Origin of the sequence: Collinsella aerofaciens, from assembly GCF_964283865.1 — a bacterium.
In the GTDB taxonomy this organism is placed as follows: domain Bacteria; phylum Actinomycetota; class Coriobacteriia; order Coriobacteriales; family Coriobacteriaceae; genus Collinsella.
Map to the genome: position 1 here is coordinate 159118 of NZ_CAXYLS010000003.1, position 24654 is coordinate 183771.

Annotated in this window: 19 protein-coding genes; 7 read left to right on the forward strand and 12 right to left on the reverse strand. The window is 60.7% G+C overall.

The window, feature by feature from the left end; genetic code table 11:
- Positions 1–140 precede the first annotated feature (140 nt).
- The 3 genes from kdpC to kdpA are packed head-to-tail and all read right to left on the reverse strand — an operon-like array spanning position 141 to position 4638.
- On the reverse strand, positions 141–731 hold the full coding sequence (kdpC, locus tag ACRX4W_RS03345; protein WP_432299170.1) for a potassium-transporting ATPase subunit KdpC: 591 nt from the start codon (positions 729–731) through the stop codon (positions 141–143).
- A gap of 12 nt (positions 732–743) precedes the next feature.
- Positions 744–2798: a potassium-transporting ATPase subunit KdpB gene (gene kdpB / locus ACRX4W_RS03350; RefSeq protein ID WP_117647989.1), complete on the reverse strand. Its 2055-nt coding sequence runs from the start codon at positions 2796–2798 to the stop codon at positions 744–746.
- A gap of 16 nt (positions 2799–2814) precedes the next feature.
- On the reverse strand, positions 2815–4638 hold the full coding sequence (gene kdpA / locus ACRX4W_RS03355; protein WP_117773167.1) for a potassium-transporting ATPase subunit KdpA: 1824 nt from the start codon (positions 4636–4638) through the stop codon (positions 2815–2817).
- Between the two features lie 333 nt (positions 4639–4971).
- On the opposite strand from kdpA, the gene ACRX4W_RS03360 reads away from it, so the two are divergent.
- The gene (locus tag ACRX4W_RS03360) at positions 4972–7707 is read left to right on the forward strand and encodes a sensor histidine kinase (RefSeq protein WP_117647986.1); all 2736 of its coding nucleotides are present in this window, start codon (positions 4972–4974) and stop codon (positions 7705–7707) included.
- On the forward strand, positions 7700–8404 hold the full coding sequence (locus ACRX4W_RS03365; protein ID WP_117647985.1) for a response regulator: 705 nt from the start codon (positions 7700–7702) through the stop codon (positions 8402–8404). The genes ACRX4W_RS03360 and ACRX4W_RS03365 overlap by 8 nt, the downstream gene beginning before the upstream one ends.
- A gap of 185 nt (positions 8405–8589) precedes the next feature.
- Here the strand turns inward: ACRX4W_RS03365 and ACRX4W_RS03370 are convergent, their stop codons facing one another.
- From ACRX4W_RS03370 to ACRX4W_RS03405, 8 genes are all read right to left on the reverse strand, one after another.
- Positions 8590–8790, reverse strand: a complete 201-nt coding sequence (locus ACRX4W_RS03370; protein ID WP_035136858.1) for a hypothetical protein — start codon at positions 8788–8790, stop codon at positions 8590–8592.
- A gap of 204 nt (positions 8791–8994) precedes the next feature.
- Positions 8995–11322, reverse strand: coding sequence for a ferrous iron transporter B (gene feoB / locus ACRX4W_RS03375; protein WP_432299173.1), 2328 nt, complete (start codon positions 11320–11322; stop codon positions 8995–8997).
- A 123-nt stretch (positions 11323–11445) separates the two neighbouring features.
- A complete protein-coding gene (locus tag ACRX4W_RS03380; protein ID WP_006234774.1) occupies positions 11446–11667 on the reverse strand; it encodes a FeoA family protein in 222 nt (73 codons plus the stop codon).
- A 39-nt stretch (positions 11668–11706) separates the two neighbouring features.
- Positions 11707–11949, reverse strand: coding sequence for a FeoA family protein (locus ACRX4W_RS03385; protein WP_231500839.1), 243 nt, complete (start codon positions 11947–11949; stop codon positions 11707–11709).
- Positions 11950–12162: 213 nt separating this feature from the next.
- A complete protein-coding gene (locus ACRX4W_RS03390; protein ID WP_035136856.1) occupies positions 12163–12411 on the reverse strand; it encodes an HPr family phosphocarrier protein in 249 nt (82 codons plus the stop codon).
- A gap of 421 nt (positions 12412–12832) precedes the next feature.
- Entirely contained in the window at positions 12833–14296 is a 1464-nt protein-coding gene (locus tag ACRX4W_RS03395) for an amino acid permease (protein ID WP_117736197.1), read from the reverse strand.
- 153 nt (positions 14297–14449) lie between these two features.
- Entirely contained in the window at positions 14450–14905 is a 456-nt protein-coding gene (locus ACRX4W_RS03400; protein WP_117757843.1) for a NanQ anomerase/TabA/YiaL family protein, read from the reverse strand.
- Positions 14906–14908: 3 nt separating this feature from the next.
- Positions 14909–17917, reverse strand: a complete 3009-nt coding sequence (locus tag ACRX4W_RS03405) for a glycoside hydrolase family 2 TIM barrel-domain containing protein (protein WP_118270428.1) — start codon at positions 17915–17917, stop codon at positions 14909–14911.
- A gap of 376 nt (positions 17918–18293) precedes the next feature.
- On the opposite strand from ACRX4W_RS03405, the gene ACRX4W_RS03410 reads away from it, so the two are divergent.
- Positions 18294–19310: a LacI family DNA-binding transcriptional regulator gene (locus ACRX4W_RS03410; RefSeq protein ID WP_089572647.1), complete on the forward strand. Its 1017-nt coding sequence runs from the start codon at positions 18294–18296 to the stop codon at positions 19308–19310.
- A gap of 305 nt (positions 19311–19615) precedes the next feature.
- Here ACRX4W_RS03410 and aspS read toward each other — a convergent pair whose 3' ends face one another.
- Positions 19616–21403, reverse strand: coding sequence for an aspartate--tRNA ligase (gene aspS / locus ACRX4W_RS03415; RefSeq protein ID WP_117757841.1), 1788 nt, complete (start codon positions 21401–21403; stop codon positions 19616–19618).
- 256 nt (positions 21404–21659) lie between these two features.
- Here aspS and serB point away from each other — a divergent pair, with 256 nt between their 5' ends.
- From serB to ACRX4W_RS03435, 4 genes are all read left to right on the forward strand, one after another.
- Positions 21660–22295: a phosphoserine phosphatase SerB gene (gene serB, locus ACRX4W_RS03420; protein WP_117757840.1), complete on the forward strand. Its 636-nt coding sequence runs from the start codon at positions 21660–21662 to the stop codon at positions 22293–22295.
- Positions 22296–22409: 114 nt separating this feature from the next.
- Positions 22410–23192 (forward strand): nickel pincer cofactor biosynthesis protein LarB, encoded by a 783-nt coding sequence (larB, locus tag ACRX4W_RS03425; RefSeq protein WP_117757839.1) that lies wholly within the window; start codon positions 22410–22412, stop codon positions 23190–23192.
- Positions 23193–23202: 10 nt separating this feature from the next.
- The gene (gene larC / locus ACRX4W_RS03430) at positions 23203–24105 is read left to right on the forward strand and encodes a nickel pincer cofactor biosynthesis protein LarC (RefSeq protein ID WP_117757838.1); all 903 of its coding nucleotides are present in this window, start codon (positions 23203–23205) and stop codon (positions 24103–24105) included.
- 2 nt (positions 24106–24107) lie between these two features.
- On the forward strand, positions 24108–24647 hold the full coding sequence (locus ACRX4W_RS03435) for a TetR/AcrR family transcriptional regulator (RefSeq protein ID WP_117757837.1): 540 nt from the start codon (positions 24108–24110) through the stop codon (positions 24645–24647).
- The last annotated feature ends 7 nt before the right edge of the window (positions 24648–24654 follow it).

Here is a 24654-nt window from a genome sequence, read left to right on the forward strand (position 1 = left end):
ACCCACAAAAAGTTGCGGTGGAATACGGAGTAGATAAGGCCTTTGACAGCCAAAACGGTCCGTATTTCACCGCAACTGATGGGCGGGGTGGAATTGAGGGCTCAGATAGTCAGTCATGCCCTCATCCGCCACTCCCTCACCTACAGCGCGCCGTCCAGCATAAGGTTCACCTTGAGCACGTTGACCGTGGGCTCGCCGAACACGCCGAGGAAACGGCCCTTGGTGCACTGGGCGATGATGTCGCGCACCTCGCCTTCGCTCTTGCCCGTGGCCTTCGCCAGGCGCGGTACCTGGTACTCGGCGGCATCGGGGGAGATCTCGGGGTCGAGCCCTGAGCCAGAACACGTCACCAGGTCGACGGGCACGGCATCCATGCCGGCGTCGGGGTTGGAGGCGCGAATCTTCTCGACGCGCGCGTCCACAAGCTGCCGGTACTCCTCACTCGCCGGGGACAGGTTGGACGGGGCACCATACGCCACGAGCTCGCCGTCTTCGCCTTCGACAATTGACACGTTCTGGATGCGGCCCCACATGTGGTCCTCGTCCTCGAAGTTCTGGCCGATGAGCTCGGAGCCCACAACCTTGCCGTCGACCGTAATGAGCGAACCGTTCGCCTGATACGGGAACGCAACCTGGGCGATGCCGGTCACGACGAGCGTATAGCCCAGGCCGCAGACAACGGTAAACAGCGCGAACACGCCAAGTGCGCACGATGCAACACCTTTGAACATACAAACCTCCACTTACATAATGCCGCAGAACGCGAGCAGCATGTCGATGAGCTTGATGAATACGAACGGGGCAACAATGCCGCCCAGACCCCACACGAGTAGGTTGTGGGTCAGCAGCTGTCCAGACGGGACCTCGCGGTACTTAACGCCCTTCAGCGCGGCCGGGATCAGCGCGACGATAACGAGCGCGTTATAGATGATGGCCGAAAGAACCGCGGACAGTGGGCTTGCCAGACCGAGGATGTTGAGCGCGCCAAGGCCCGGGTAGATCGGCGAGAACAGGGCCGGGATGATAGCGAAGTACTTCGCCATGTCGTTAGCCACCGAGAAGGTCGTGAGCGAACCGCGGGTCATGAGCAGCTGCTTGCCAATACGCACGACCTCGATGAGCTTGGTGGGGCTGGAGTCGAGGTCGACCATGTTGCCGGCCTCCTTGGCAGCCTGGGTTCCGGTGTTCATGGCCACGGCGACGTCCGCCTGGGCGAGCGCCGGCGCGTCGTTGGTGCCGTCGCCGGTCATGGCGACCAGGTGACCCTCACGCTGGAACTCGCGGATCTTCTCGAGTTTGCCCTCGGGGGTGGCCTCGGCCAGGAAGTCGTCAACGCCGGCCTCGGCGGCGATTGCCGCGGCGGTGAGCGGATTGTCGCCCGTCACCATGATGGTCTTGATGCCCATCTTGCGCAGGTCGGCGAACTTCTCCTTAACGCCGGACTTGATGATGTCCTTGAGGTACACAACGCCCAGCACGCGGCAGTTCTTGGTCACGACCAGCGGGGTGCCGCCGGCCTTGGCGATGCGTTCGACGGCCTCGTCGCACTCCTGGGAGAACACGCCGCCGGCTGCCTCCACATAGGTGCGCACGGAATCGGCAGCGCCCTTGCGGATCTCATTGCCCTCGTAGTTCACACCGGACATGCGAGTCGCCGCGGTGAAGGGGATGAACTCCATGCCCTTATCCTCGAGTGTGCGGCCGCGCAGCCCAAACTGCTCCTTGGCGAGCACGACGATGGAACGACCCTCGGGGGTCTCGTCGGCCAGCGAGGAAAGCTGAGCGGCATCGGCCAGCTCCGCGGGATCGACGCCGTCGACCGGGATGAACTCGGCGGCTTGGCGGTTACCCAGGGTGATGGTGCCGGTCTTGTCGAGCATGAGGATGTCGACGTCGCCGGCGGCCTCGATGGCGCGGCCGGACATGGCCAGCACGTTGGCCTCGTTCAGACGGCTCATGCCGGCGATGCCGATGGCGGACAGAAGGGCGCCGATGGTAGTGGGAGCCAAGCACACGAGCAGTGCCACGAGCGTGGTCACGGCCGTGGGGTTGACCATGTCGTTAAGACCGGCCGAGAAGCAGGAGTAACAATACAGGGCCAGCGTGACCAGGATAAAGACGATGGAAAGGGCCACCAGGAAGATCTCCAGAGCGATCTCGTTAGGGGTCTTCTTGCGCGCGGCACCCTCGACCATCGCGATCATCTTGTCCAGGAAGCTCTGGCCGGGCTCACTGGAGATCTTGACGATGATCCAGTCGGACAGCACCGTGGTACCGCCGGTAACGGCAGAGCGGTCGCCGCCGGCCTCGCGGACCACGGGGGCGGACTCGCCGGTGATGGCGGACTCGTCAACGGAGGCAGCGCCCTCGATGACGTCGCCATCGCCGGGAATCTGCTCGCCGGCGCGTACGATCACCAGGTCGCCGCGCGTGAGCTCGGTGCCGGGAACGACGGTGAAGTGCTCCTTGTCCTCAACGGACTCGATACGATGGGCCTCGACATCCTTCTTGGCCGCACGCAGGGAATCGGCCTGAGCCTTACCGCGGCCCTCGGCAAGCGCCTCGGCGAAGTTCGAGAACAGGTCGGTGAGCCACAGGATGACCGCGATGGTGACCACATAGTAGGTGGGCACACCCGCGTCCTGCACACCGAAGATGGAAGCGACGGCCAGGACGGAGGTCATGACGGCGGAAAGCCACACCAGGAACATGACCGGGTTTTGAATCTGGACGCGAGGATCCAGTTTGGCAAACGAGTCGCGGACCGCGCGGCCCATCATGTCTTTTTGCATAGCCATAAATCTGCGTCCTCCTTTACGCAATCATCTGGAAGAACTCGGCAACGGGGCCAAGCGCCAGGGCCGGGAAGAAGCTCAGGGCACCGATCAGCAGAACGATGAACACGAGCAGGAATACGAACATGCCGTTGGTGGTAGACAGGGTACCGGCGCTCTCGGCGACCCTACCCTTCTTGGCCAGCGAGCCGGCGATAGCCAGCGTACCGATGATGGGCATGAAGCGGGCAAACAGCATCTCGAGGCCGAGCATGACGTTGATCCAGGGATTGTTGCAGTTCATGCCTGCAAACGCCGAGCCGTTGTTGCCACCGCATGAGGTGAAGGCATACAGCACCTCGGAGAAGCCGTGCGCGCCACCATTGTTGAGCTGGTCGGCAAGACCGGGCACCATGCAGGCGATGGCCGAGCACACCAGAATGGCAAACGGAGTTGCCAGGCACAGGACAACTGCCCAGCGCATCTCGCCCGGCTCGATCTTCTTGCCCAGGAACTCAGGCGTGCGTCCGACCATAAGGCCGGCGATGAACACTGTGAGGATGGCGAAGCCGATCATGCCGTACAGGCCGCAGCCCACGCCGCCGAAGACGACCTCGCCCAGAGCCATCTGGAGCATCTGGACAAACCCGCCGAGCGGGGTGTAGGAGTCGTGCATGGAGTTGACCGAGCCATTGGAAGCAGCCGTCGTGAAAGCGGACCAGGTGGAAGAGGAGGCGATGCCAAAGCGGCTCTCCTTGCCCTCCATATTGCCGCCCGCCTGGCCATCGGTCATCTCGATGTTGACCGCGCCGCCATCGGCCAGCTGCGGCGTACCCATATGCTCGTTAACGGCGATGATGCCGGTAAAGACCACGAGCAGGATAAGCATCGCCGCGAAGATGGCCTTGCCCTGCTTGGTGTTCTTGACGCCGATACCGAAGGTGAAGCAGCAGGCGGCCGGGATCAGCAGCAGGCTGGTCATCTCGATGATGTTGGTGAAGGCACTGGGATTCTCATACGGATGGGCGGAGTTCACACCGAAGAAGCCGCCGCCGTTGGTGCCGGACTGCTTGATGGCGACCTGAGGAGCCGCGGGCCCCTGGGGCAGGAACTGCTCGGTGACCACGCGCGCGCCCTCGACAACCTTGCCGTCGACCTTGACCGTGTCGCCCTCGATCTGGGCGCCGTCGATGACGCTCCAGCCGCCGTCTGCATTAGGCTGGACAGCGACGGGCTCTACGAGCTCAGCCTTCTGAGCCGGCTGGAAGTTGGAGATGACGCCACCGGCAGCCAGGCAGATGCCGAACACGAGGTTCAGCGGGATGAGCACATACAGGACGGTGCGGGTGAGGTCGACCCAGAAGGAACCCAGACCCTGCTCCTTGATCTGACGGAAGCCGCGGATCAGCGCGAACATGACCGCGATACCGGTACCAGCGGAAACGAAGTTCTGCACGGTGAGGCCCATGAACTGCACGAAGTAGGACAGGGTGGTCTCACCGGAGTAGGACTGCCAGTTGGTGTTGGTTATGAAGGAAGCAGCCGTATTGAACGACAGGTCCCATGGCACACCCGGCAGGTGCTGGGGATTGCCTGGCAAGAAGGACTGAAGCGCCTGGAGTGCCACAAGAGCCACGAGGCCGATCCCCGAAAAGGCCAGCACGCTTGCCAGATAGCGCCTACACCCCATCTGCTCTGCCGCGTCGATGCGAAGCAGACGATAGACGCCACGCTCCACAGGAGCAATCACAGGCGACAGGAACGTATGCTCACCATCCATGATATGGGCCATGAACCGACCGAGCGGAACGGCCAGGACGACGAGCACGGCAAAGTACAAGATGTACTGAATCGCAGCGTCCATAGTTTACGAATCACTCCTCATCAGAATGTAGATGTAATAGATAAGGAGTCCAATGCAGACGACTCCGATAATGGGAATGAGGATGTCCATTACCGCCCCTTTCACGCGCGGTCCGATGTCTCGGACGCCTGCCCTCGCAAGCGTCTGGGGACAGTAAACGCTTCTAGGTGTTAAAGAGGCGTGAGGGCTGGGGCTCACGACCTTAAGATGCCGTAAAGATGCAGGTAGAAAGCACTATTGCGGCTGCAGTGCGCCTATACTCGACCTCGCGAGCATACAGTGGCGTCCTCACCGCGTATGCACGCATGGACAACGCTTCAGAAAGGCTACGCTATGCAGCGCGACGCATCGGACACTCGCGTCAATCCAGACCTCATCCTCAAGGCAATTGAGAAAGACGAGGCCGCCGATGACGCTCGAACCAGCCGGGGACACCTCAAAATTTTCTTTGGCTACGCTGCTGGCGCAGGCAAAACCTATGCGATGCTTCAAGCCGCCCACGCCGCCAAGCGGCGAGGTGTCGACGTCGTCGCGGGATACATCGAGCCGCACGAACGTCCGGCAACTGCCCATCTTGCACAAGGGCTTGAGAACGTGCCCTGTAAACTCATCGAGCACAACGGCATTGCGCTCAGCGAGTTCGATCTAGATGTGGCTATCGAGCGCGCCCCTCAGCTCATCCTTGTCGACGAGCTCGCCCATACGAATGCGCCGGGGTCTCGCCACGACAAACGCTATCAAGACGTCGAGGAACTTCTACATGCGGGCATCGACGTCTATACGACCGTAAACGTTCAGCATATCGAGAGCCTAAACGACATGGTTGCATCCATCACCGGCGTTGTCGTGAGCGAACGAATCCCCGACCGTATCTTCGATGATGCCGACCAGGTCGAGCTCGTCGACATAGAGCCCGAAGACCTACTTGAGCGCCTTCGCGCCGGCCTCGTCTACCGTCCCGCACAAGCCGACCGAGCGCAACAGCATTTTTTTACCGTCGAAAACCTCACCGCACTCCGAGAAATCGCGCTGCGCCGCTGCGCCGATCGCACCGGCCACCTCACAGACGCCGCACGCGTGCTGGGAAACCGTGACTACTACACCAAGGAGCGTATCTTAGTCTGTGTCTCCCCGGCGCCGACCAATCCCCGCATCGTCCGTGCCGCCGCACGCATGGCGAAAGCGTTTCGCAGCGAGCTCGTCGCCCTGTTCGTAGAAAGCCCGCGCACGCAAGCCATGAGCGATGATGAGCGCGCCAAGCTTGCAGCCAATATCGCCCTAGCCGAGCAGCTCGGAGCACATATGGAAACCGTCTATGGCGACGACGTCGCGTTTCAGATCTCCGAGTTCGCGCGCCTGTCGGGTATTTCGAAGATCGTCATGGGGCGCACGGGCGAGCACAGCAGCGTCCGTCAGGCCCTCTTTGGCCGCAAATCTCTCGTAGAACAGCTCATAGCATTCGCCCCGAACCTCGACATTTACATCATTCCAGACCAGTCGACTCCGCCCTCCCGACCCAAAGGACGCCGCCATGCGCTCGCTCTGCAGCCGCCCAGCAGCCGAAACGTGCTTCGCACGCTGGCCCTCTCTCTTGTCGCCACGGCGATCGGCACGGCTTTCCGCCATCTGGGATTTGCCGATTCCAGCATCATATCCCTCTATATCCTCACGGCCCTGCTGACCGCCGTCACCACGACGGGGCGTATCTGCACGATCGTATCGAGCGTGCTCTCTGTAGTGCTTTACAACTTCTGCTTCGTCACGCCTCTGTTTTCGCTCGCCAGCTACGACCGAAGCTATCTGGTCACGTTCGGCATCATGTTCGCTACCGCTATGGTCGCCGGCGAGTTAACTGCGCGCATCGCCGACAATGCCCGTACCTCCGCCGAGAACGCATTCAAAACGCGCGTACTCCTCGAAACGAACCAGCTCTTACAGCAAGCCCATAGCGCGGAGGAGTGCGCCCGCGTCGCCATGAACCAACTCGTCAAACTGCTAAAACTCGACGTGGTCTTCTACCCCGCCGAACACGGCACGCTCGGCAAGGCGCTCTATGAGTCCGCTGGCACCGAAAACCGATCCGCGTCGCTGCTCACCGACTACGAGCGCGCCGTTGCAACCTGGACCTTCACCAACAACAAGCGCGCGGGCGCAAGCACGCGGACCCTGCCTGAGGCGCGCTGTCTCTACCTCGCGGTTCGCACCGGCGACAAGGTATTCGGTGTCATCGGCATCGCCCTGGAGGGGCGCGAGACCGAAGCCTTCGAGCATTCGATCGTCCTATCTATCGTAGGTGAATGCGCCTTGGCGCTCGAAAGTGACCGAGCGGCGCAAGAGCGCGAAGAGGCTGCGGTCTTGGCGAAAAACGAGCAGCTGCGCGCCAACCTTTTGCGCTCCATCGGCCACGATTTGAGGACACCCCTCACGGCTATATCCGGATCTGCGGCAATCCTTCGGAAGAGCGACGAGAGGCTCAGCCTCGAACAGCGCTGCGATCTTGCCGATGCCATCTACGATGACTCCCTCTGGCTTATTGATACCGTGGAGAACCTCCTCGCCATCACACGCGTCGAGGACGGCACCATTCACCTCAACTTCACATCCGAGCTCATCGACGAGGTCATCGAGGCCGCCCTCAGCCATGCCGCCCAAGCATCGCATGGACGTACCGTCACCATCGAGCACACTGACGACATCCTGCTGGTACGCATTGACGTCCATCTCATCATGCAGGTGCTTACGAATCTCATCATGAACGCCTTCAAATACACGCCCGAGGACTCGACTGTCACCATCAGCGCACGTCGCGAGGGTGCGTTCGTCGTGGTGGACGTCGCAGACGATGGGCCGGGTGTGGCAGACTGCGACAAGCCTCATATCTTTGAGCGCTTCTTCACCTCAAGCAATACGCGGCCCGTGGATTCGCGTCGAAGTATCGGCCTTGGGCTGTCGCTCTGCCGCTCCATCGTGGAGGCGCATGGCGGCGTCATCGAAGTTCGCGACAACCACCCCCATGGGGCCGTCTTCCGTTTTACCCTGCCCGCTGAGGAGATCGAGATTCATGAATAATGCCGCTAAGCCACGCATCCTCCTGGTCGAAGATGACCTGACCGTTCAAAACCTCGTTTCGACCGCGCTTGACCTCCACGGCTATGTCGTGAGCAAGGTTTGCGACGGCCAGGCCGCCATCATGGATGCGGTGTCGCACGGCCCCAGCCTCATCATGCTCGACCTCGGCCTTCCCGACATTGACGGTATCGAGGTCATCACGAAGATCCGAAGCTGGTCGGCAGTCCCCATTATCGTCATTTCGGCGCGCACCGAAGATTCCGACAAGATTGCAGCACTTGACGCAGGGGCAGACGACTACCTCACCAAGCCCTTTTCTGTGGATGAGTTGCTCGCGCGCGTCCGTGCGAATTTGAGGCGCTCCTCGATGGCGTCGAGCGAGTCGACAGAAGCGAGCACGTTCGACAACGGTCCGCTGCATATCGACTACGCCGCGGGATACGCGACGAAAGACGGACGCGAGCTCTCGCTCACCCCAACCGAGTACAAATTGCTCGTCCTTCTGGCGAAAAACGTCGACAAGGTGCTCACCCACACCTTCATCACCCGCGAGATATGGGGCACGAGCTGGGACAGCGATCTGGCGAGCCTGCGCGTGTTCATGCGCACCCTGCGCAAGAAGATCGAGGCAGACCCCTCTCACCCCAAGATGATTCAGACGCACATGGGCGTCGGGTACCGCATGCAGCGTCTCTAGCCCACCCCACAAAAAGTTGCGGTGGAATACGGAGTAGATAAGGCCTTTGACAGCCAAAACAGTCCGCATTTCACCGCAACTGATTTAACGATGCCCAAAATTACTCTTCAACTCGCCGCGCTCGCGTCCAAATGCGCAAAGCGCCCCGCGAACGAATGCTCGCGGGGCGCTTTGATGTCCGGGCCTTATTTGATCCCGCGGCCCAAGTCTTCGGCGATTTTGTCCACGCCCTTAAGTGCGGCGCACGTCTTTTTGTTGGAGCAATGCCCCGTGCAAACGCCACCCTGGGCGCAGTCGGCGCAGGTGCCCTTTCGGTAGATACGCACACACACGGCGACAAACGCAATGCCGATAACAGCCAACACAACAATATCGATAGGTGCCATAGTAAGCCTCCTCTAGTTAACCACCACTTACTTTACCCCATCTTCCACCTGCCAAAAAGGGACAGGTTTGTTTTGGTCGGTTTTATCTGCGGAAACGCCACATCTTAATTCTGGAGCAAAGCAATCTGTCCCCCATTGCACCAAAAAGCCCGAGTGTCACTGGGACACCCGGGCTCGTGGAAAGGGGCTAATCCTTATTTGGACTTAAGCGGAAACTGCGGCGGAAGAGGTGTTGGTCTCGTCCTCGTCGGTCCAAGCATGCTTGGGCATGGGACGGAAGATCTGGAAGAGCATCGCAGCCAGCAGCACGATGGCCACAACCGTCCAGATACCAAACTGCCCAAGAACAAGCAGGTTATAGAACTGGTTGATGAACAGGCCGATGACCCAAGCAAAGGCACACTCGTAGCCGATGGCAATCGCGGTCCACTTACCGGAGTTCATCTGGTTACGGATGGTGCCGATAGCGGCAAAGCACGGAGCGCACAGCAGGTTGAAGGCACCAAAGGCGACGCAAGCGCCCATGGTCGGGAACATAGCCGCAAACGCGGTCCACAGGCTCGGGTCGGTCTCGCCGGCGTCGGCAACGGACAGCAGCGAGCCGGCGGTGGCGACAACGTTCTCCTTGGCAACGAGACCCGAGACGGTCAGTGCGGTGGCCTGCCAGGTGCTAAAGCCGAGCGGGGCGAAGATCCAAGCGACCAGGTTGCCGAACATGGCAAGCACGGAGTAATCCATGAACTCCTCGGGGATGCCCTCCATGGAAGGCAGGTAGCCAAAGGCGCCGTTGTAGCTACCAAAGTTGGAGAGGAACCAAACGACGACGGTGGACGCAAAGATGACCGTGCCGGCCTTCTTGATAAAGGCCCAGCAGCGCTCCCATACATGCAGCGCCCAAGAGCGGATTGCCGGGAAGTGATAGGCGGGAAGCTCCATAACGAACGGCGTCGGGCGACCGGCGAAGAGCTTGGTCTTCTTGAGCATGAGGCCCGAGGCGATGACGGCAAAGACGCCCAAGAAGTAGAACAGCGGGCTGATCCATGCGGCGGTGGTGGAAGAATCGCCGATGATGGAACCCATGAGCAGGGCGATGATCGGCAGCTTGGCACCGCAGGGAATAAACGTGGTGGTCATGACCGTCATGCGGCGGTCCTTCTCGTTCTCGATGGTCTTGGTGGCCATGACGCCGGGGACGCCGCAGCCCGAGGACACGAGCATGGGGATAAAGGACTTACCGGACAGGCCAAAGCGGCGGAACACGCGGTCCATGATGAAGGCGACGCGGGCCATGTAGCCGCAGTCCTCCAGGAAGGACAGCATCACAAAGAGCAGGAACATCTGCGGGACGAAGCCCATGACGGCGCCGATGCCAGCCACGATGCCGTCGCAGACCAGCGAATCGACGAGGCCACCGTCCTCGGTACCGCCCGCCACGAGAGCGTCATGCACCGCGGTGGTGATACCCGGGACATAGGGGCCGTACTGTGCTGGATCGACCGAGTCGGCGTTGTCGCCCGCAGCCTCAACAGCTGCGTCATAGGCGTCGCGACCCTGACCGAGCACGTACCAGCCGTCGGTGCCGAAGAGCTGGTCGTTGGTGAAGTCGGTCACCGTGCCGCCCAGGGTGGAAACGGCGATGTAGTACACGCAGAACATGATGACCACAAAGATCGGCAGGCCCAGGATACGGTTGGTAACCACGCGGTCGATCTTCTCGGAGGTGCTCATCTTGGCCGGAGCCTTGGTCATGCACTCGTCGATAATGTGGGCAATCACGCCATAGCGCTCGCCGGTGATGATGGACTCGGCGTCGTCGTCGCAATCCTGCTCGCACTGGGCGACCAGCTGCTCGACGCGAGCGGCCTTCTCCTTGGTGAGGTTGATGAGCTTGCAGGCGTCCGCGTCGCGCTCAAACAGCTTGACAGCGTAGTAGCGACGCTTGTTGGCGGGAACGCTCGCCGGCAGGTTGTTCTCGATGTGGTCCAGAACGTCCTCGATGGAGGAATCGAACTTGTGCTCCGGCACCTGGCCCTTGGAAGCAGCAGACTTCTTGACCTGCTCGAACAGCTCCTTGATACCCTTGTTTTTAAGGGCCGAGATCATCATGACCGGGCAACCGAGCTTCTTGGAAAGCTTGTCCGTGTCGATCTTGTCGCCGTTCTTCTCGACCAGGTCGGCCATGTTGAGGGCGACGACCACGGGCAGGCCGGTCTCGATAACCTGAAGCGCCAGGTACAGGTTGCGCTCGAGGTTGGTGGCATCGACCACCTGGACAACGACATCGGGCTCGCCGCTCATGAGGTAGTCGCGCGAGCACTGCTCCTCGGGGCTGTAGGGGGAAAGCGAGTAGATGCCGGGGAGGTCTGTAATCGTGACGTTCTTGTCACTCAGGAGCTTGGCTTCCTTTTTCTCAACCGTGACGCCGGGCCAGTTGCCAACGTAGCCGTTGGCGCCGGTGATCAGGTTGAAAAGCGTGGTCTTGCCGCAGTTGGGGTTACCCGCCAGCGCGACATGGATCTGAGAATCCGCCATTCAATCCTTCTTCCTTGTGTGCCCGCGCTGCTTTCTCCGCACGGGCTGGATAATGTGCTTCAACATTGCAAATTTAAGTTAGAAAAACCTAACTTTATCTGCATAAATAGTTGCCGCGGGCCCTTACTGGACCTCGACGACGGCAGCCTCCTCCTTGCGGATGGAAAGCTCGTAGCCGCGCACGTTGATCTCGACCGGATCTCCGAGCGGTGCAACCTTAACGACCTTGAACGAAGTGCCCTTGATGAGGCCCAGGTCCATAAGGTGACGGCGAAGCGCGCCCTCGCCGTGAAGCTTGACGATGGTAGAGCTCTCGCCCACCTTAACGTCACCCAACGTCTTCATATTCTTTTCCCCCTTTCAGCTTTTATGAAATGCTGCGAACTAACCGACGGTCATGATGTGCATGGCGACCTTGGTATCGATACCAAAGCGTGCGCCCAGCACGGTGACGATGATATTGGCGCCACTCGAGCTCACCACGTGAACCTCACTGCCCTCGACAAAGCCGAGGTCCTTGAGGTGGTGCTTCATGTCCTCATTGCCCTTTACACGAGACACGTGCACGGTTTCGCCCGCTTTCACCATCGAAAGCGGCATGGCCGGCATCTGCGGTCCGCAAGACATGAGTGTGCTCCTAACGTCAGTTCGTCCTCAACATCGACGCAGCAAAAGTTAACCACGTCTATGTTCGCTACAGTAAACTAGCACGTGGTTAACTTTTTGGAAAGGGTCCCTATTCAGTTTTCGGAAAAGTTTCCCATATGAAACAAAAGAGGCGCCGCAAAGAGCGCCTCCCAGAGATGTGACAAAGGGACTGTCCGCAGCCCCTTGTTGCGTTTAGAGCGAGAGGTTTCTGATCGACGTGACACACGAGGCCTCGTCTACGCCCGAAACGCGAAAGACGATGTCCTCGCCGCACTCGCCGTAAAGCGCCATGAGCCCCATCACATCACGGCCGTCGGTATGGCGGTCGCCGATGCTAACCGACACGTCGCTACGATGCTTGGCAATGATGTCGTAGAGCAGCGCAACCGGGCGGGCATGTAGTCCCAACGGATCTTTAATCGTCTTTGTAAACTCGACCATGTCCCCTCCCGCGGCATCGCACATTCGGCCGGCAAACCCAGCCACGTGGTAGTTATTGTAGCGTGAGATGCTTGCCGAGAGCTCCTCTGAACACCTCGTGGGCAAAAAGTGGCAAATATGAGTACTGTCACCAATTTAGTAGCAGCAAAATCGAGAGCAAATTGCCTCCTTTGAGCGATTCGAAGAGGTTGAAAGCCGTCAAACGCCCTTTAAAGGGGGTTATATAAATTGATTTTGAGCCCGTTTTTGCTCAGAACAGGCCGAAAAATATGACACCTCTTTTGCAACAGTACTCATATTTGGCATTTTTTGACCACGGGGTCCAAAACCATGCCCCAAAACACAAAAGGAGGGGCCTCGTAAGGCCCCTCCTTAGGAAAGGGAATCGATTTATTCCACAGCTGTAGATTAATCCTAGCCGCTACTCCATCATGTCGAGGACGGAAGGGCGCAGCTCGCTCTCGGCGGCCTCGGGATCGGTCTCGCGCAGGCGGTTGATATAGCGGTTGTACCACATCACGGCAAGGCCCAGGAAGACAACCACACCGCCAACGTTGTAGACCAGCGTCAGCCACAGCGGCTGATCGAGCGGGATGGTGCCGCAGACAAGCACAAAGCAGAAGACCACAAGCAGGAATGCGGCAACGACCAGACCAAAGCTGCGCGAGCCCATGCGGAAGTCACGGGGAGCGGCGTCGAAGTTCTTGCGCAGCATAAAGTAGGCAAGCAGGATCAGCAGCGGCGGGAGCAGAGCAGTGGCAGCCGTCATGTTGGTGACGATCATGAGCAGGTCGTCGAGGTTACCAGATCCCAAGGCCGGGATGATCAGGATGGGGACGACGATGGCGAACTGCAGCCAAGCGGCGCGGGCGGGAATGCCGTGCTCGTTGAGCTCGACGATCTTGCTACCAAAGACGCCCTTGGGGATCTCGGTGAAGAAGACCTTGATGGGAGCAGAGGTCCACATCATGAGGGAGCCCAGCGTGGCAGCGAGAAGGATCAGGCCAATGACGCGCGTGGACACTTCCATGGGAATGCCAAAGTGGGCAAAGACAGCGCCGAATACGTCGAAGATACCGGTGGAGATGGCAACACCGCCCTCGGGAATGAACAGGTTGACCAGCAGCGAAGCACCTGCGTACAGAAGGCCGATGGTCAGGCCGGCGATAACGACGGTGCGCACGAAGGCCTTGACGCCGCCCTTAAGGTCGTTAAGGAACACGCCGACAGACTCAGCGCCGCCAACGCCCTGGATGATCCAGGCAAGCGTACCGAAGAAGCCCCACATAGTTGCGAAGTTGCTCATGTCGGGAGCCATGTTAGCGGGGGTAGGAGCCGTAGCGAACTCGACGCCGCCAAAGGCAGCAGCCAGGGACAGCAAGATGAACACGGCAGTCAGGCCGAGAGCCGCGGTCGAGCCGAAGGAGGAAATGGAGCCGATCCACTTAGCGCCCTTGGTCGAAACCCACGTGGCGATAGCAAAGACGACGATCTCGATAATGGTGATCCACAGCTGCGAGAGCTCGGCATTGGCACCAAAGAACACGTAGCTCGCGTAAATGATGACGTTGGGCAGGACGGACGCAAAGTAGAACAGGTTAACGAACCAGTAGCTAAATGCCGTCAGGAACGCCCAGCGACCACCCATCGAGGTCTTAACCCATGCGTACACGCCAGACTCGGAGTCCCTGTTGAGGCCGACGAACTCAGCGGTAACCAGGGTATAGGGGACAAAGTACAAAAGCGTGGCGAAGAAGAACGACGGCGCAGCTGCCAAGCCGATGGCCGCGTTGTTGTTGATGATGTTCTTGATACCGAACACGGCGGCGACCGTCATGCCCAGCAGAGCGAACGAACCGATCGTTCCTCGTTTTTCAGAGCTCATAAGCCCTCCCAATCATCCGTTATATCTCATCTAAAACCGTCCGGACTGCAAGCGCAATCGTGGACGACGCACCTGCTAAGGGGAATGGGGAAAAGGGAGTCAACAAAGCCATCCCCCTTAACGGCGCGAAGCAAACGTCCAAACGGACGAATACTACTTGTTGGGGAAGGAATAACCTTCAACCGTCACGTGCAGTACCACGACGCGGGGATCCGCGACATCGGCCACGACACGGTAGGCCTCGTCGATCTCGACGACGGCAACGCCGCCGGCGGGAATCGTCACGGTCTCCCCCGTACCCTCAAAGCGCTCGCGATCGTCGATATCGCTGTAGGCGCGCGTGCGGGTAAGATCCGTCTTGGAAGCCACCTCGACAGTCAGGTCGCCGTCGAGCGGGGCGAGCACGGCATGGTAGCGACGGTGACCGACCAGGTCGGCGGTAGCCGCCTCGTGGGCGTTCACCCACCAGTACACCAACGAGTCGCCGATGGAGTACGCCACGTCGTGCTGCAGGTCGGCAACGCCATCGAGCGCCTGACCGGTGCGCATCCACTTCTTGACAGACTTCATCTGAGCGTCGAAATCGGCGCGCGAGTTAAAGACATGCATGACTTATGCCTCCTTAATGGGTGCCAGCGCCTGAGCCAGATCGGCAGACGTCAGCGGTCGCAGGGACACCTCAAAGCTGAAGCTCTCAAAACGGGTGCGGTAGGAATCGAGTACCTCGGAACCCCAAGAGTTCGAGCCAAGGCCGAGCAGCTGGTCGTTGATGTTGACCGTGACCGTATCGCCCTTGACAAGGTCGTAGACGTGCTTGGCGTTATCGATTGCCTCGCAGCTATAGGGCCATGCCGAGAACGAGAACGGGTTGGAGGCGGCATCAGCCGGACGAGTCACCAACACGCCGTCACCGTGACTGGAGCGCAGGGCAACCCAGCGGGTACCCTCACGGTTGGCGCAGTCCTGAGGCATAACGTAGGGCGTAAACATGTCGTCGACCGTAGTGCGGTAATGACCGACCGGGTTGGCGCGCAGCGAGTCCGGATAGTTCTCGCCCGGGCCGTGGCCATACCACTCGACGGCACGATTGCAACCGGGGACCTCGAAGGAGATGCCGATGCGCGGGATGATATCCGAGTAATCGCCGTAGGGCTCGCCGGAAACCTTGAGGTCGACGCGACCGCTCGGAAGCACGGTGTAGACGAGCTCGACGCGCATGCCGAACGCGCGGACGGGAGGAGCGATACGCTGGCTCACGGTAACGACGACCGCATTGCCGTCCTGCTTCCAAGAAACCTTGCGGGTAGACGTCTGCATCACATCGATGAAGTTGTCCTTCCACAGGGAGTCATACTCCTGAGCGTGGTTGTCGACGAGCGGATGCCAAAAACCAACCTGGGGACCAGAGGCCATTACGTCGCGGCCGGATGCCTTCCACTCGCTCACGGTACCGTTGACTTTGCTGAAGGTCAGCTCGCCGTTGAGGGAGTGAATGCGGATCTCCTGCTCGGTCTCCTCGACCGTAAGCTCAGGACGAGCGGGGGCGGCGATGGCCGGCGCCGGATGGTTTGCGATGGCAAACTGGCTTGCGCCCAGCTGGAACATCGGCTCGCACCAGGCGTGAGCCGCCATGGTGTAGGCGCACACGGTCAGCAGGGTCTCGCCTACCGCGGCCTCGCGAATCACCAGTGGCAGCTGGACGGATTCGCCGGGAGCCACCGCGCCGGGCATAAGCGTCTTGCGGCACACTACATCGCCGTCTACCAGGGTCTCCGCCGACAGGCAGACATCCTCGAGGGTAGTAAACCAGCGCTTGTTCGTGACGGTCAGCTCGCCCGCCTCGGTGTCATAAGCCATGCGAACCGGGCAGATGACCTGGCCATACTCAGTGAGGCCCGGGCTCGGCTGCTGCCAAGGGAACACCATGCCATCGATGCAGAAGTTGCTGTTGTTGGGGTAATCGCCGTTGTCGCCACCATACATATCGTAAGCAACGCCGTCCTCGGTCACAGCAGCCAAACCGTGGTCGCACCATTCCCAGATAAACTGGCCTTGGATGCAATCCCAGCGATCGAAGACCTCCTGGTACTCGGACAGGCCTCCGGGGCCATTGCCCATGGAGTGGCCGTACTCGCAGTTGATGCGCGGCTTGGGGAACGGATGCTCACCAAAGTCGTTCATCTGCGACACACGGGAGTACATCGTGGAAATGACGTCGACGGTATCGGCGTTGCGGTCCTCCTCGTAATGGACCGGACGATCATCGAGCTCGTGAGCCTTGGCGTACATCGCGCGGATGTTGCAGCCATAGCCGCTCTCGTTGCCCATCGACCACATAATGATGCAGGCGTGGTTGCGCTCCTGCATCACCAGGCGCTCAATGCGGTCGACGTAGGCCGCCTCCCATGCCGGGTCGTCGGTGACCAGGGCGATATTGCCGATATTCTCGAAGCCGTGACTCTCCATATCGGTCTCGGCGACCAGCATGATGCCATACTCATCGCACAGCTCGTAGAAGCGCGGGTCATTGGCATAGTGAGAGGTGCGCACCGCGTTGATGTTGTGTCGCTTCATGAGCTCCAGGTCACGGCGCATGCGATCGAGGCCCACGGCGCGGCCCTTGTGATCGTCGTGATCGTGGCGGTTGACGCCATGCATCTTAAAGTAGGTGCCGTTGAGGTAGATATGATTGCCCTCGACCGTCACCTCGGCAAGGCCCTGGCGATGCGGAACGTACTCGCTGACCTCGTCACCGTCGTAGACCTCAAACGTAAGGTCATAGAGGAAGGGGTCCTCGGGGTTCCAGAAGTGGGCATCGGCAACGCTGCACTCGGCATGGCCGTCGACACACTCGCCCGTAGCGACCACGTTCTCGCCATCGCTGAGCGTAAACACGACGCGGGTAGCGCCCTCGGCCACCGTATCGAGCGTGATCAGAGCGGCATCGCCCTCGCGGTGCGTGCGGAACCTAAAGTCGACCAGGTGCGCGGCGGGACGCTGCATAAGGTACACATCGCGGAAGATGCCCGAAGCCCACCACATGTCCTGATCCTCGATATAGCTGCCATCGCTGTACTGCAGGACCTTGACCGCAAACAGGTTGTCGCCCTCGACGAGCGCGTCGGTCACGTCGAACTCGGCGGACAGACGCGAGCCCTTGGTCATGCCGATAAACTGGCCGTTGACGTACAGCTCGCCATAGCTCTCGATGCCGTCGAAGCGAATGATCTCGCGGGCGCCGGCAGGAACGGCGGGAAGGTTGACGATGCGCTGGTAGACGCCCGTGGGGTCGTCGGAGGGAACGAACGGCTGATCCACCGGAAACGGGAAACCCTCGTCGGTATAGGCAAGGTTGCCATAGCCGTCTACCTGCCACAGGTGCGGAACCTCCACGTGATCCCACTCAGACTTGTACGTGGAGAGCTCCTCGTTGGAGACGGCAGCAGGCCCCTCAAAGAGGCGGAACTGCCACGAGCCAGACAGCTGGACAAACCCGCGCGACAGCTCGCGGCTGTACGTAGCAGCGAGATCGGCGGTCTCATAACCCATAAAGTACGCATGGGGTGCCAGGCGGTTCCTGTGGGTGAGCGCTTGGTTTTCCCAATCGTTAATGGCGTCCATGGTGATGCTCCTTCGTCATCGTAGTGATTCTTGTGCAACCGGTTGTCCTTATCTTACGGGCGATGCAAAAAACTGTGCAACCGGTTGTCCGCTGAACGGTCGATTTGGCCGGATTAACGGTGCAACCGGTTGTACAACCGCGACACTTATGTCACCCTGAATATCGAAACTCAACGCAAAACATCGTTCTTAAGCTCGTAGGCAACCGCCACGCCCGCTGATATCTCACCCACACGAGACGTATTCGATTGCGGCTTGGTTGCAAAACGACACCTGTCACCGGATATCATGAACGCTGTTCAGGTGCACTATAGTAAGCTGTATCCGCACCAGCCCGTATCAGTGACAACATCGACCGCATTTTCCAGGAGACGCCATGACCCAGCCAGTTCGCACCGCACCTACGCTTGCCGAGGTTGCCGCAGCTGCCGGCGTGTCGCGCTCCACGGCATCGCGCGCCCTCAACGATTCGCCCCGCATTAGCGAGGAAACCAAAAAGCGCGTCCGTGCGGCGGCCAAGAAAGTCAATTTTGTCCCCAACGCTCGCGGCCGAGCGCTCGCTGTCGGGCGCACGGAAATCATCGCCGTGCTCGTGACCGAGCCCCTGAGTGAGCTCTTCAGCGACCCCACCTATAGCGAATTTTTGAGCGGCATTACCGAGGAACTGTCGGAGTCGTCCTATCTGCCCGTTATCTTGCAGGCGTCTTCTACGCATGAGCGCAACCGCGCACGCGAGCACTTTGAGCGCCGCTCGTTCGACGCCGTGATCGACGTCTCCCCTTACAAGGGCAGCGAGCTGCTCGAGGTGCTGCGCGAGCTGGGCGTACCCACCGTGTTGTGCGGCCAGCTCGAGGGCCACCCCTATCGCGATGTGTTCTCGACAGTCTACTCTGACGACGAAGAGGGTGGACGCTTTGCGGCACTCGCTATGAAAGATCGCGGGCGCAAAGATATCGTCGCCGTGTTGGGACCGCAAGACAACCCCGCTGTTGTCGACCGCCTGCGCGGCTACCGCACCGTCCTGGGCGAAGACCTCCCAGGCGCAAACGTTATCTATACCGGCTGGAACAGCGGAGACGGCTATCAGGCCATGCACCAGATCCTCGCGCGCGAGATTGCTTTCGATGGCGTGCTCTGCGGATCGGACCGTATCGCGGCTGGCGTCATCACCGCACTCAACGAGGCAGGCCTATCCGTTCCGGCGGACGTTTCTGTCGTCGGCTTCGACGATCACGAGATTGCGGCGCGCTGCGTCCCCGCACTCACGACCGTCCGCCAGCCCCTGCGCGAAGAAGGCCACATGGCCGCCAACATTGCGCTCGACATGATCAAGGGCGCCGAGCCCACCACCTCCGTGATGCACATGCAGCTCGTTCAGAGAGACTCGCTGTAGGAAACTGGGCCGGGCTTTTCGCCAGACAGTTGTTGCGGAAAGCCTGCCCCGTTTTGAGCGCTCATTCTGGGGCACAGTTTCCGTTAGACCGCTCAAGCGAAAACTGTGTCCCATTATTTTGCCGAATTCTGGGTCGCGCTTTCCCAGAGGACCCCCTTTGGGAAAGCGCGACCCGTTCTGGACGCAGATTCCGGGACGTACTTTCCGCAACGCCCGGTCATCCCATGCCCTCACAATCTCGGCGTATAAAAAACGAGGGAAGGCACGTGTCCTTCCCTCGTTACGGGCAATATGTAGCCGCTTGCCTACATCAGGCGCAGGCTGACGTCCTTGAGCTGGGCGCCGCTAACGGCACTCGGGGCGCCCGACATGAGGTCGGAGCCGCTGGCCGTCTTGGGGAACGCCATGACGTCGCGGATGGAGTCGGAACCGGTGAGCAGCATGCACACGCGGTCCAGGCCCAGAGCGAAACCGCCCATCGGGGGCGCACCAAACTTGAGCGCCTCCATGAGGAAGCCAAACTGAGACTCAGCGCGCTCTTCGGTAAAGCCCAGGAGCTTGAGCATGGACATCTGCATCTCGGCGTTGTGGATACGCATACCGCCGCCACCGGCCTCAAAGCCGTCCATGACAAAGTCGTAGGTGCAAGAACCGGCTGCCAACGGATTGGCCTCGATCTTGGCGATGTCGGTCTCGGTCGGCAGGGTGAAGGGCTGGTGCTCGGCAGCGTAAGCCTTGCGGTCCTCGTCCCAGTGGAACAGCGGGAAGTTGACGACCCACAGGAAGTCGTGGCCCTCGCGCTTGATCTCGAGCGCGTTAGCCATGTGGGAACGCATGCCGCCCAGGATCTCGTCGGAGAGCAGGCGCGGGCCGGCGGCGAACATCACAAGGTCGCCGGGCTCGACGTCCATGCGCTCGCGCAGGGCGGTCATCTCCTCGTCCGAGAAGAACTTGACGATGGGGCTGTTGATGGAGCCGTCCTCGCGGAATGCGATCCAGGCCAGGCCCTTGGCGCCAAACGTGGAAGCCACGCCGGCAAGCTTATCGATCTTGGCGCGAGCCCAGGCACCGGCGCCCTTGGCGTTGATGGCCTTAATGACAGAGCCCTCCTCGTTCGCGGCAGTCGCAAAGACCTTGAACTTAGAGTTGGCGAAGATGTCGGTCAGGTCGACCAAGTGCATGCCATAGCGGGTATCGGGCTTGTCGGAGCCATAGGTGTCCATGGCCTCCCAGTAGTTCATGCGACGCAGCGGCGTGGGCATCTCGACACCCATACGGCCGAAGGCGTCGGCCAGGACCTCTTCGAGCGCGCTCATAACGTCGTTCTGGTCCACGAAGGACATCTCGATATCGACCTGGGTGAACTCGGGCTGACGGTCGGCACGCAGGTCCTCGTCGCGGAAGCACTTGGCAACCTGATAGTAGCGCTCGACGCCACCGACCATAAGCAGCTGCTTCAGGAGCTGCGGGGACTGCGGCAGGGCGTAGAAGTTGCCCGGCTGAATACGGCTGGGAACGATGAAGTCGCGAGCGCCCTCGGGCGTGGACTTAAACAGGGAGGGCGTCTCGACCTCCATGAACTCACGGTTGTGCAGCGCCTCGCGAATGGCAAAGGTAAAGTCGGAGCGCAGCTTGAGGTTGGCCATCATCTCGGGACGACGAAGGTCCAGATAGCGATAGCGCAGACGGGTGTCCTCGCTGGTCTCGATGCCGTCCTCAATCTGGAACGGCGGGGTGACGGATGTGTTGAGCACCTCGGCGTGGTCGGTGAGGACCTCGATCTCGCCGGTCGCGAGCTTGGTGTTGGTGGTCTCCTCGCCACGGGCGCGCACGACGCCGTGAATCTTGATGGGCCACTCGGGACGCATGGTCTCGGCGATCTTAAAGGCATCGCCGTCGGAGTGCTCGGGGTCGAAGGTGAGCTGCGTGATGCCCTCACGGTCGCGAAGGTCGCAGAAGATAAGGCCGCCGTGGTCGCGGCGACGGCTCACCCAACCGGTGAGGGTGACCTCTTCGCCCACGTTCTCGCGGCGAAGCTCGCCGCAGGTACGGGTGTGCATGGAATGCTCGTCGATGGGACGGGTCTGGCTCATACCAGTGATCCTCCTTTATGGATCTGTGCCGCCCCGTGTCGTTCCGGGCGGCGTCGTACAGATTTGCCCGGCCTGCGTAAACCGCGCAGCCAGACATGACGTTCTATCTTATCGCACCTGTGTCGATGTGCCGCGGAAAAGTAGCTCCTGCCCAAAGACTTGACGGAGACGAAACAATTGACACGCCGCGGCACCCGCCCGCACTCGTCACGTGCGACAATATGCCCCAATAAAACAGCACTCGGAAAGGCCCGCCATGACTGCACGCCTCATCATTATGGATATCGACTCCACGCTCATCAACCAGGAGGTCATCGACCTGTTGGGCGAAGAGGCCGGCGTGGGCGAGCAGGTGGCACAGATCACCGAACGCGCCATGCGCGGCGAGCTTGACTTTAAGCAGGCGCTCGAGGAGCGCGTGGGGCTGCTCGCCGGCCTGGACGAGAGCGTGTTCGAGCGCACCTTTGAGCGCGTGACATTTACCCCCGGCGCGTTGGAGCTTGTGCGCTCGGCGCACAGCAAGGGCTGGAAGGTCGGCGTGGTGAGCGGCGGCTTTCACGAGGTCGCCGACAAGATCGTGGCTGCCACGGGCATCGATTTTTGCCTGGCCAATCGTCTGGAGGTCGTGGACGGCAAGCTCACCGGTAAGTTGGCTGCCGACATTGTGACCAAGGAGTCCAAGCTCATCCAGCTGCTGGACTGGGCAGTTGAGTGCGGCGTCGATATGGCACACACCGTGGCAATCGGCGACGGGGCAAACGACATCCCCATGATCCAGGCCGCAGGCACGGGCATCGCGTTTTGCGCCAAGCCCAAGACGCGCGAGGCCGCCCCGTTTACCATCGACGAGCGCAACCTGATGCTCGCCATGGACATCATCCTGCGCGACTAGTCGATCCGTCTAACAATTGAATCAGTCTGTCCTATAGTTTCCGAACAATTTTGTCTTAGTGTTCGGAAATATACCCTTTGAGTGCTAGACTTTGCGCCGTCGAAGGGAACATATATGGATAAGCGAGATCTTGAGCAATTGCTGAGCGATGTTGCCGGCGGAGCAGTCACCCCTGCCGACGCCCTCACGCGCATCCAGACGGCTCCGACCGCCGATTTGGGCTTTGCGCAGCTCGATCTTTCGCGCGGGGTGCGCCAGGGAGCCGGCGAGGTTGTCTACGGGGCCGGTAAAACCGCCGATCAGATTGCCGCCATTATCGAAGCACTGCGCGATGCCGGCCAGGAGCGCATCCTGGTCACGCGCCTGGATGCCGAAAAAGCCGCGCGCACCGCTGAGCTTCTTGGCAACGGCATCGACCTGGGATATGTCCCGGACGCACAGCTCGCCCTCGTGGGCGGCAAGCCCTTCCCTACCGGCAACGGACGCATCGTCGTCGCCTGCGCCGGCACGTGCGACCTGCCCGTCGCCGAAGAAGCCGCGTTGACGGCCGAGTTCTATGGCAACGAGGTCGACCGCCTCTACGACGTGGGTGTCGCCGGCCTGCACCGTCTGCTCGCGCATGCCGAGGAACTTGCCCAGGCACAGGTGGTCATCGCCATTGCCGGCATGGAGGGCGCACTGGCGAGCGTTGTCGGCGGCCTGGTAAGCTGTCCGGTCATAGCCGTTCCCACCAGCGTGGGTTACGGCGCGAGCTTTGGTGGCGTAGCCGCGCTGCTCGCCATGCTCAACTCCTGCGCCAGCGGCGTTTCGGTCGTCAACATCGACAACGGCTTTGGTGCCGCCTACCAGGCAAGTCTTATCAATCATCTGAGCGCCGGCACGCCCTGCGCCCGTTAAGGAGCATTCCATGTCCAATCATCAGCACACGCTTATCATCGACGGCACCTCGGGCATCAGCGGCGATATGACCGTCGCGGCCTTGCTCGACCTAGGCGCCAGCGAGGAGCACCTGCGCGAGCAGCTCGCCACGCTGCCGGTCGACGGCTTTACGATCGCCGTCGCGCACGTAAGCAAGCATGGCATCGACGCCTGCGATTTCGACGTCCAGCTTGCAGAGGAGCTCGAGAACCACGATCACGATATGGTCTGGCTCTACGGCAACGAAGCAGCTGCCGAGCACACGCACGAGCATGAGCACCACCATCATGATCATGGCGAGCACGAACACGAGCACTGCCACGAGCATGACCACGACCACGAGGGTCACCATCACGCCCACGGCCATCACCACCGTTCTTTGGCGGACGTCACCGCCATCATCGATGGCTCGCAGCTAAGCGATGGCGCCAAGCGTCGCGCGCTCGCCATCTTTACCGCGCTCGCCGCCGCCGAGGCCAAGGCCCACGGCAAAACGACCGAGACCGTCATGTTCCACGAGGTGGGCGCCATCGACTCCATCGTCGACGTCTGCTCTGTCGCCATCTGCCTCGATGACCTAGGTATTGAGGACATCGTGGTCGAGTCGCTCTCCGAGGGTCACGGCACCATCCGCTGTGCCCACGGCCTTATGCCCATTCCTGTCCCCGCTGTCGTCAACCTGTGCCAAGCGGGCAATATCGCCCTCACGCCCGCACCGGTCGCCGGTGAGCTCGTGACGCCCACGGGCGCCGCCATCGTCGCCGCACTGCGCACGTCCGAGCACCTGCCGGCCCGCTACCGCATCGAGGCCGTCGGCTACGGCGCCGGTAAGCGCCCCTACGAGGGCTGCTCCGGCACGCTCCGCTGTCTGCTCGTTCACGCGGACGCATAGCCATGGATGCCCGCAAGGCCAAAAGCCGCGCCGCGATCGTCGCGGCGTTCTCCGAGCTCCTGCGCGAGGAGGACTACAGCAAGATCACCGTCGGCGACATCATCGCGCGCGCCCACGTAGGCCGCGCGACATTCTACGGCCTCTTCAAGAGCAAAGATGACCTACTGTCCGAACTCGTGAGCGACATCTGCACCCACGCCCTCGACGATGATGGCACGCCGCTCGATGATCCGCTCGTACAAGTCGAGCATATCCTCAACAACCTCTGGGAACGCCGCCAGGGCGTTCGAGCCCTCGTAGCCGGCGCCGGCTCACGCGTCTTCGCCGACTGCTTACGCAAGACCATCATGTCACGAGCAGCCGAAACCGTCCCCACCGACCCAAACGGCCCCGCCGCCACCATGGACCGAAGCTTCCTCCTCCACCACATAGCCTCAAGCTTCGTAGGAATGGTCCAATGGTGGGCCTGGCACAACTTCCAAGCCAACAAATCCAACGTAGCCAAAGACTACCTCTCAGCCATACAGCCCCTCTTCAGCTAAGTAAGAA

Bases quoted from the DNA above. Each gene is read 5' to 3' on its own strand.
- kdpC (WP_432299170.1), bottom strand. From the start codon at position 731: ATGTTCAAAGGTGTTGCATCGTGCGCACTTGGCGTGTTCGCGCTGTTT.
- kdpB (WP_117647989.1), bottom strand. From the start codon at position 2,798: ATGGCTATGCAAAAAGACATGATGGGCCGCGCGGTCCGCGACTCGTTT.
- kdpA (WP_117773167.1), bottom strand. From the start codon at position 4,638: ATGGACGCTGCGATTCAGTACATCTTGTACTTTGCCGTGCTCGTCGTC.
- ACRX4W_RS03360 (WP_117647986.1), top strand. From the start codon at position 4,972: ATGCAGCGCGACGCATCGGACACTCGCGTCAATCCAGACCTCATCCTC.
- ACRX4W_RS03365 (WP_117647985.1), top strand. From the start codon at position 7,700: ATGAATAATGCCGCTAAGCCACGCATCCTCCTGGTCGAAGATGACCTG.
- ACRX4W_RS03370 (WP_035136858.1), bottom strand. From the start codon at position 8,790: ATGGCACCTATCGATATTGTTGTGTTGGCTGTTATCGGCATTGCGTTT.
- feoB (WP_432299173.1), bottom strand. From the start codon at position 11,322: ATGGCGGATTCTCAGATCCATGTCGCGCTGGCGGGTAACCCCAACTGC.
- ACRX4W_RS03380 (WP_006234774.1), bottom strand. From the start codon at position 11,667: ATGAAGACGTTGGGTGACGTTAAGGTGGGCGAGAGCTCTACCATCGTC.
- ACRX4W_RS03385 (WP_231500839.1), bottom strand. From the start codon at position 11,949: ATGTCTTGCGGACCGCAGATGCCGGCCATGCCGCTTTCGATGGTGAAA.
- ACRX4W_RS03390 (WP_035136856.1), bottom strand. From the start codon at position 12,411: ATGGTCGAGTTTACAAAGACGATTAAAGATCCGTTGGGACTACATGCC.
- ACRX4W_RS03395 (WP_117736197.1), bottom strand. From the start codon at position 14,296: ATGAGCTCTGAAAAACGAGGAACGATCGGTTCGTTCGCTCTGCTGGGC.
- ACRX4W_RS03400 (WP_117757843.1), bottom strand. From the start codon at position 14,905: ATGCATGTCTTTAACTCGCGCGCCGATTTCGACGCTCAGATGAAGTCT.
- ACRX4W_RS03405 (WP_118270428.1), bottom strand. From the start codon at position 17,917: ATGGACGCCATTAACGATTGGGAAAACCAAGCGCTCACCCACAGGAAC.
- ACRX4W_RS03410 (WP_089572647.1), top strand. From the start codon at position 18,294: ATGACCCAGCCAGTTCGCACCGCACCTACGCTTGCCGAGGTTGCCGCA.
- aspS (WP_117757841.1), bottom strand. From the start codon at position 21,403: ATGAGCCAGACCCGTCCCATCGACGAGCATTCCATGCACACCCGTACC.
- serB (WP_117757840.1), top strand. From the start codon at position 21,660: ATGACTGCACGCCTCATCATTATGGATATCGACTCCACGCTCATCAAC.
- larB (WP_117757839.1), top strand. From the start codon at position 22,410: ATGGATAAGCGAGATCTTGAGCAATTGCTGAGCGATGTTGCCGGCGGA.
- larC (WP_117757838.1), top strand. From the start codon at position 23,203: ATGTCCAATCATCAGCACACGCTTATCATCGACGGCACCTCGGGCATC.
- ACRX4W_RS03435 (WP_117757837.1), top strand. From the start codon at position 24,108: ATGGATGCCCGCAAGGCCAAAAGCCGCGCCGCGATCGTCGCGGCGTTC.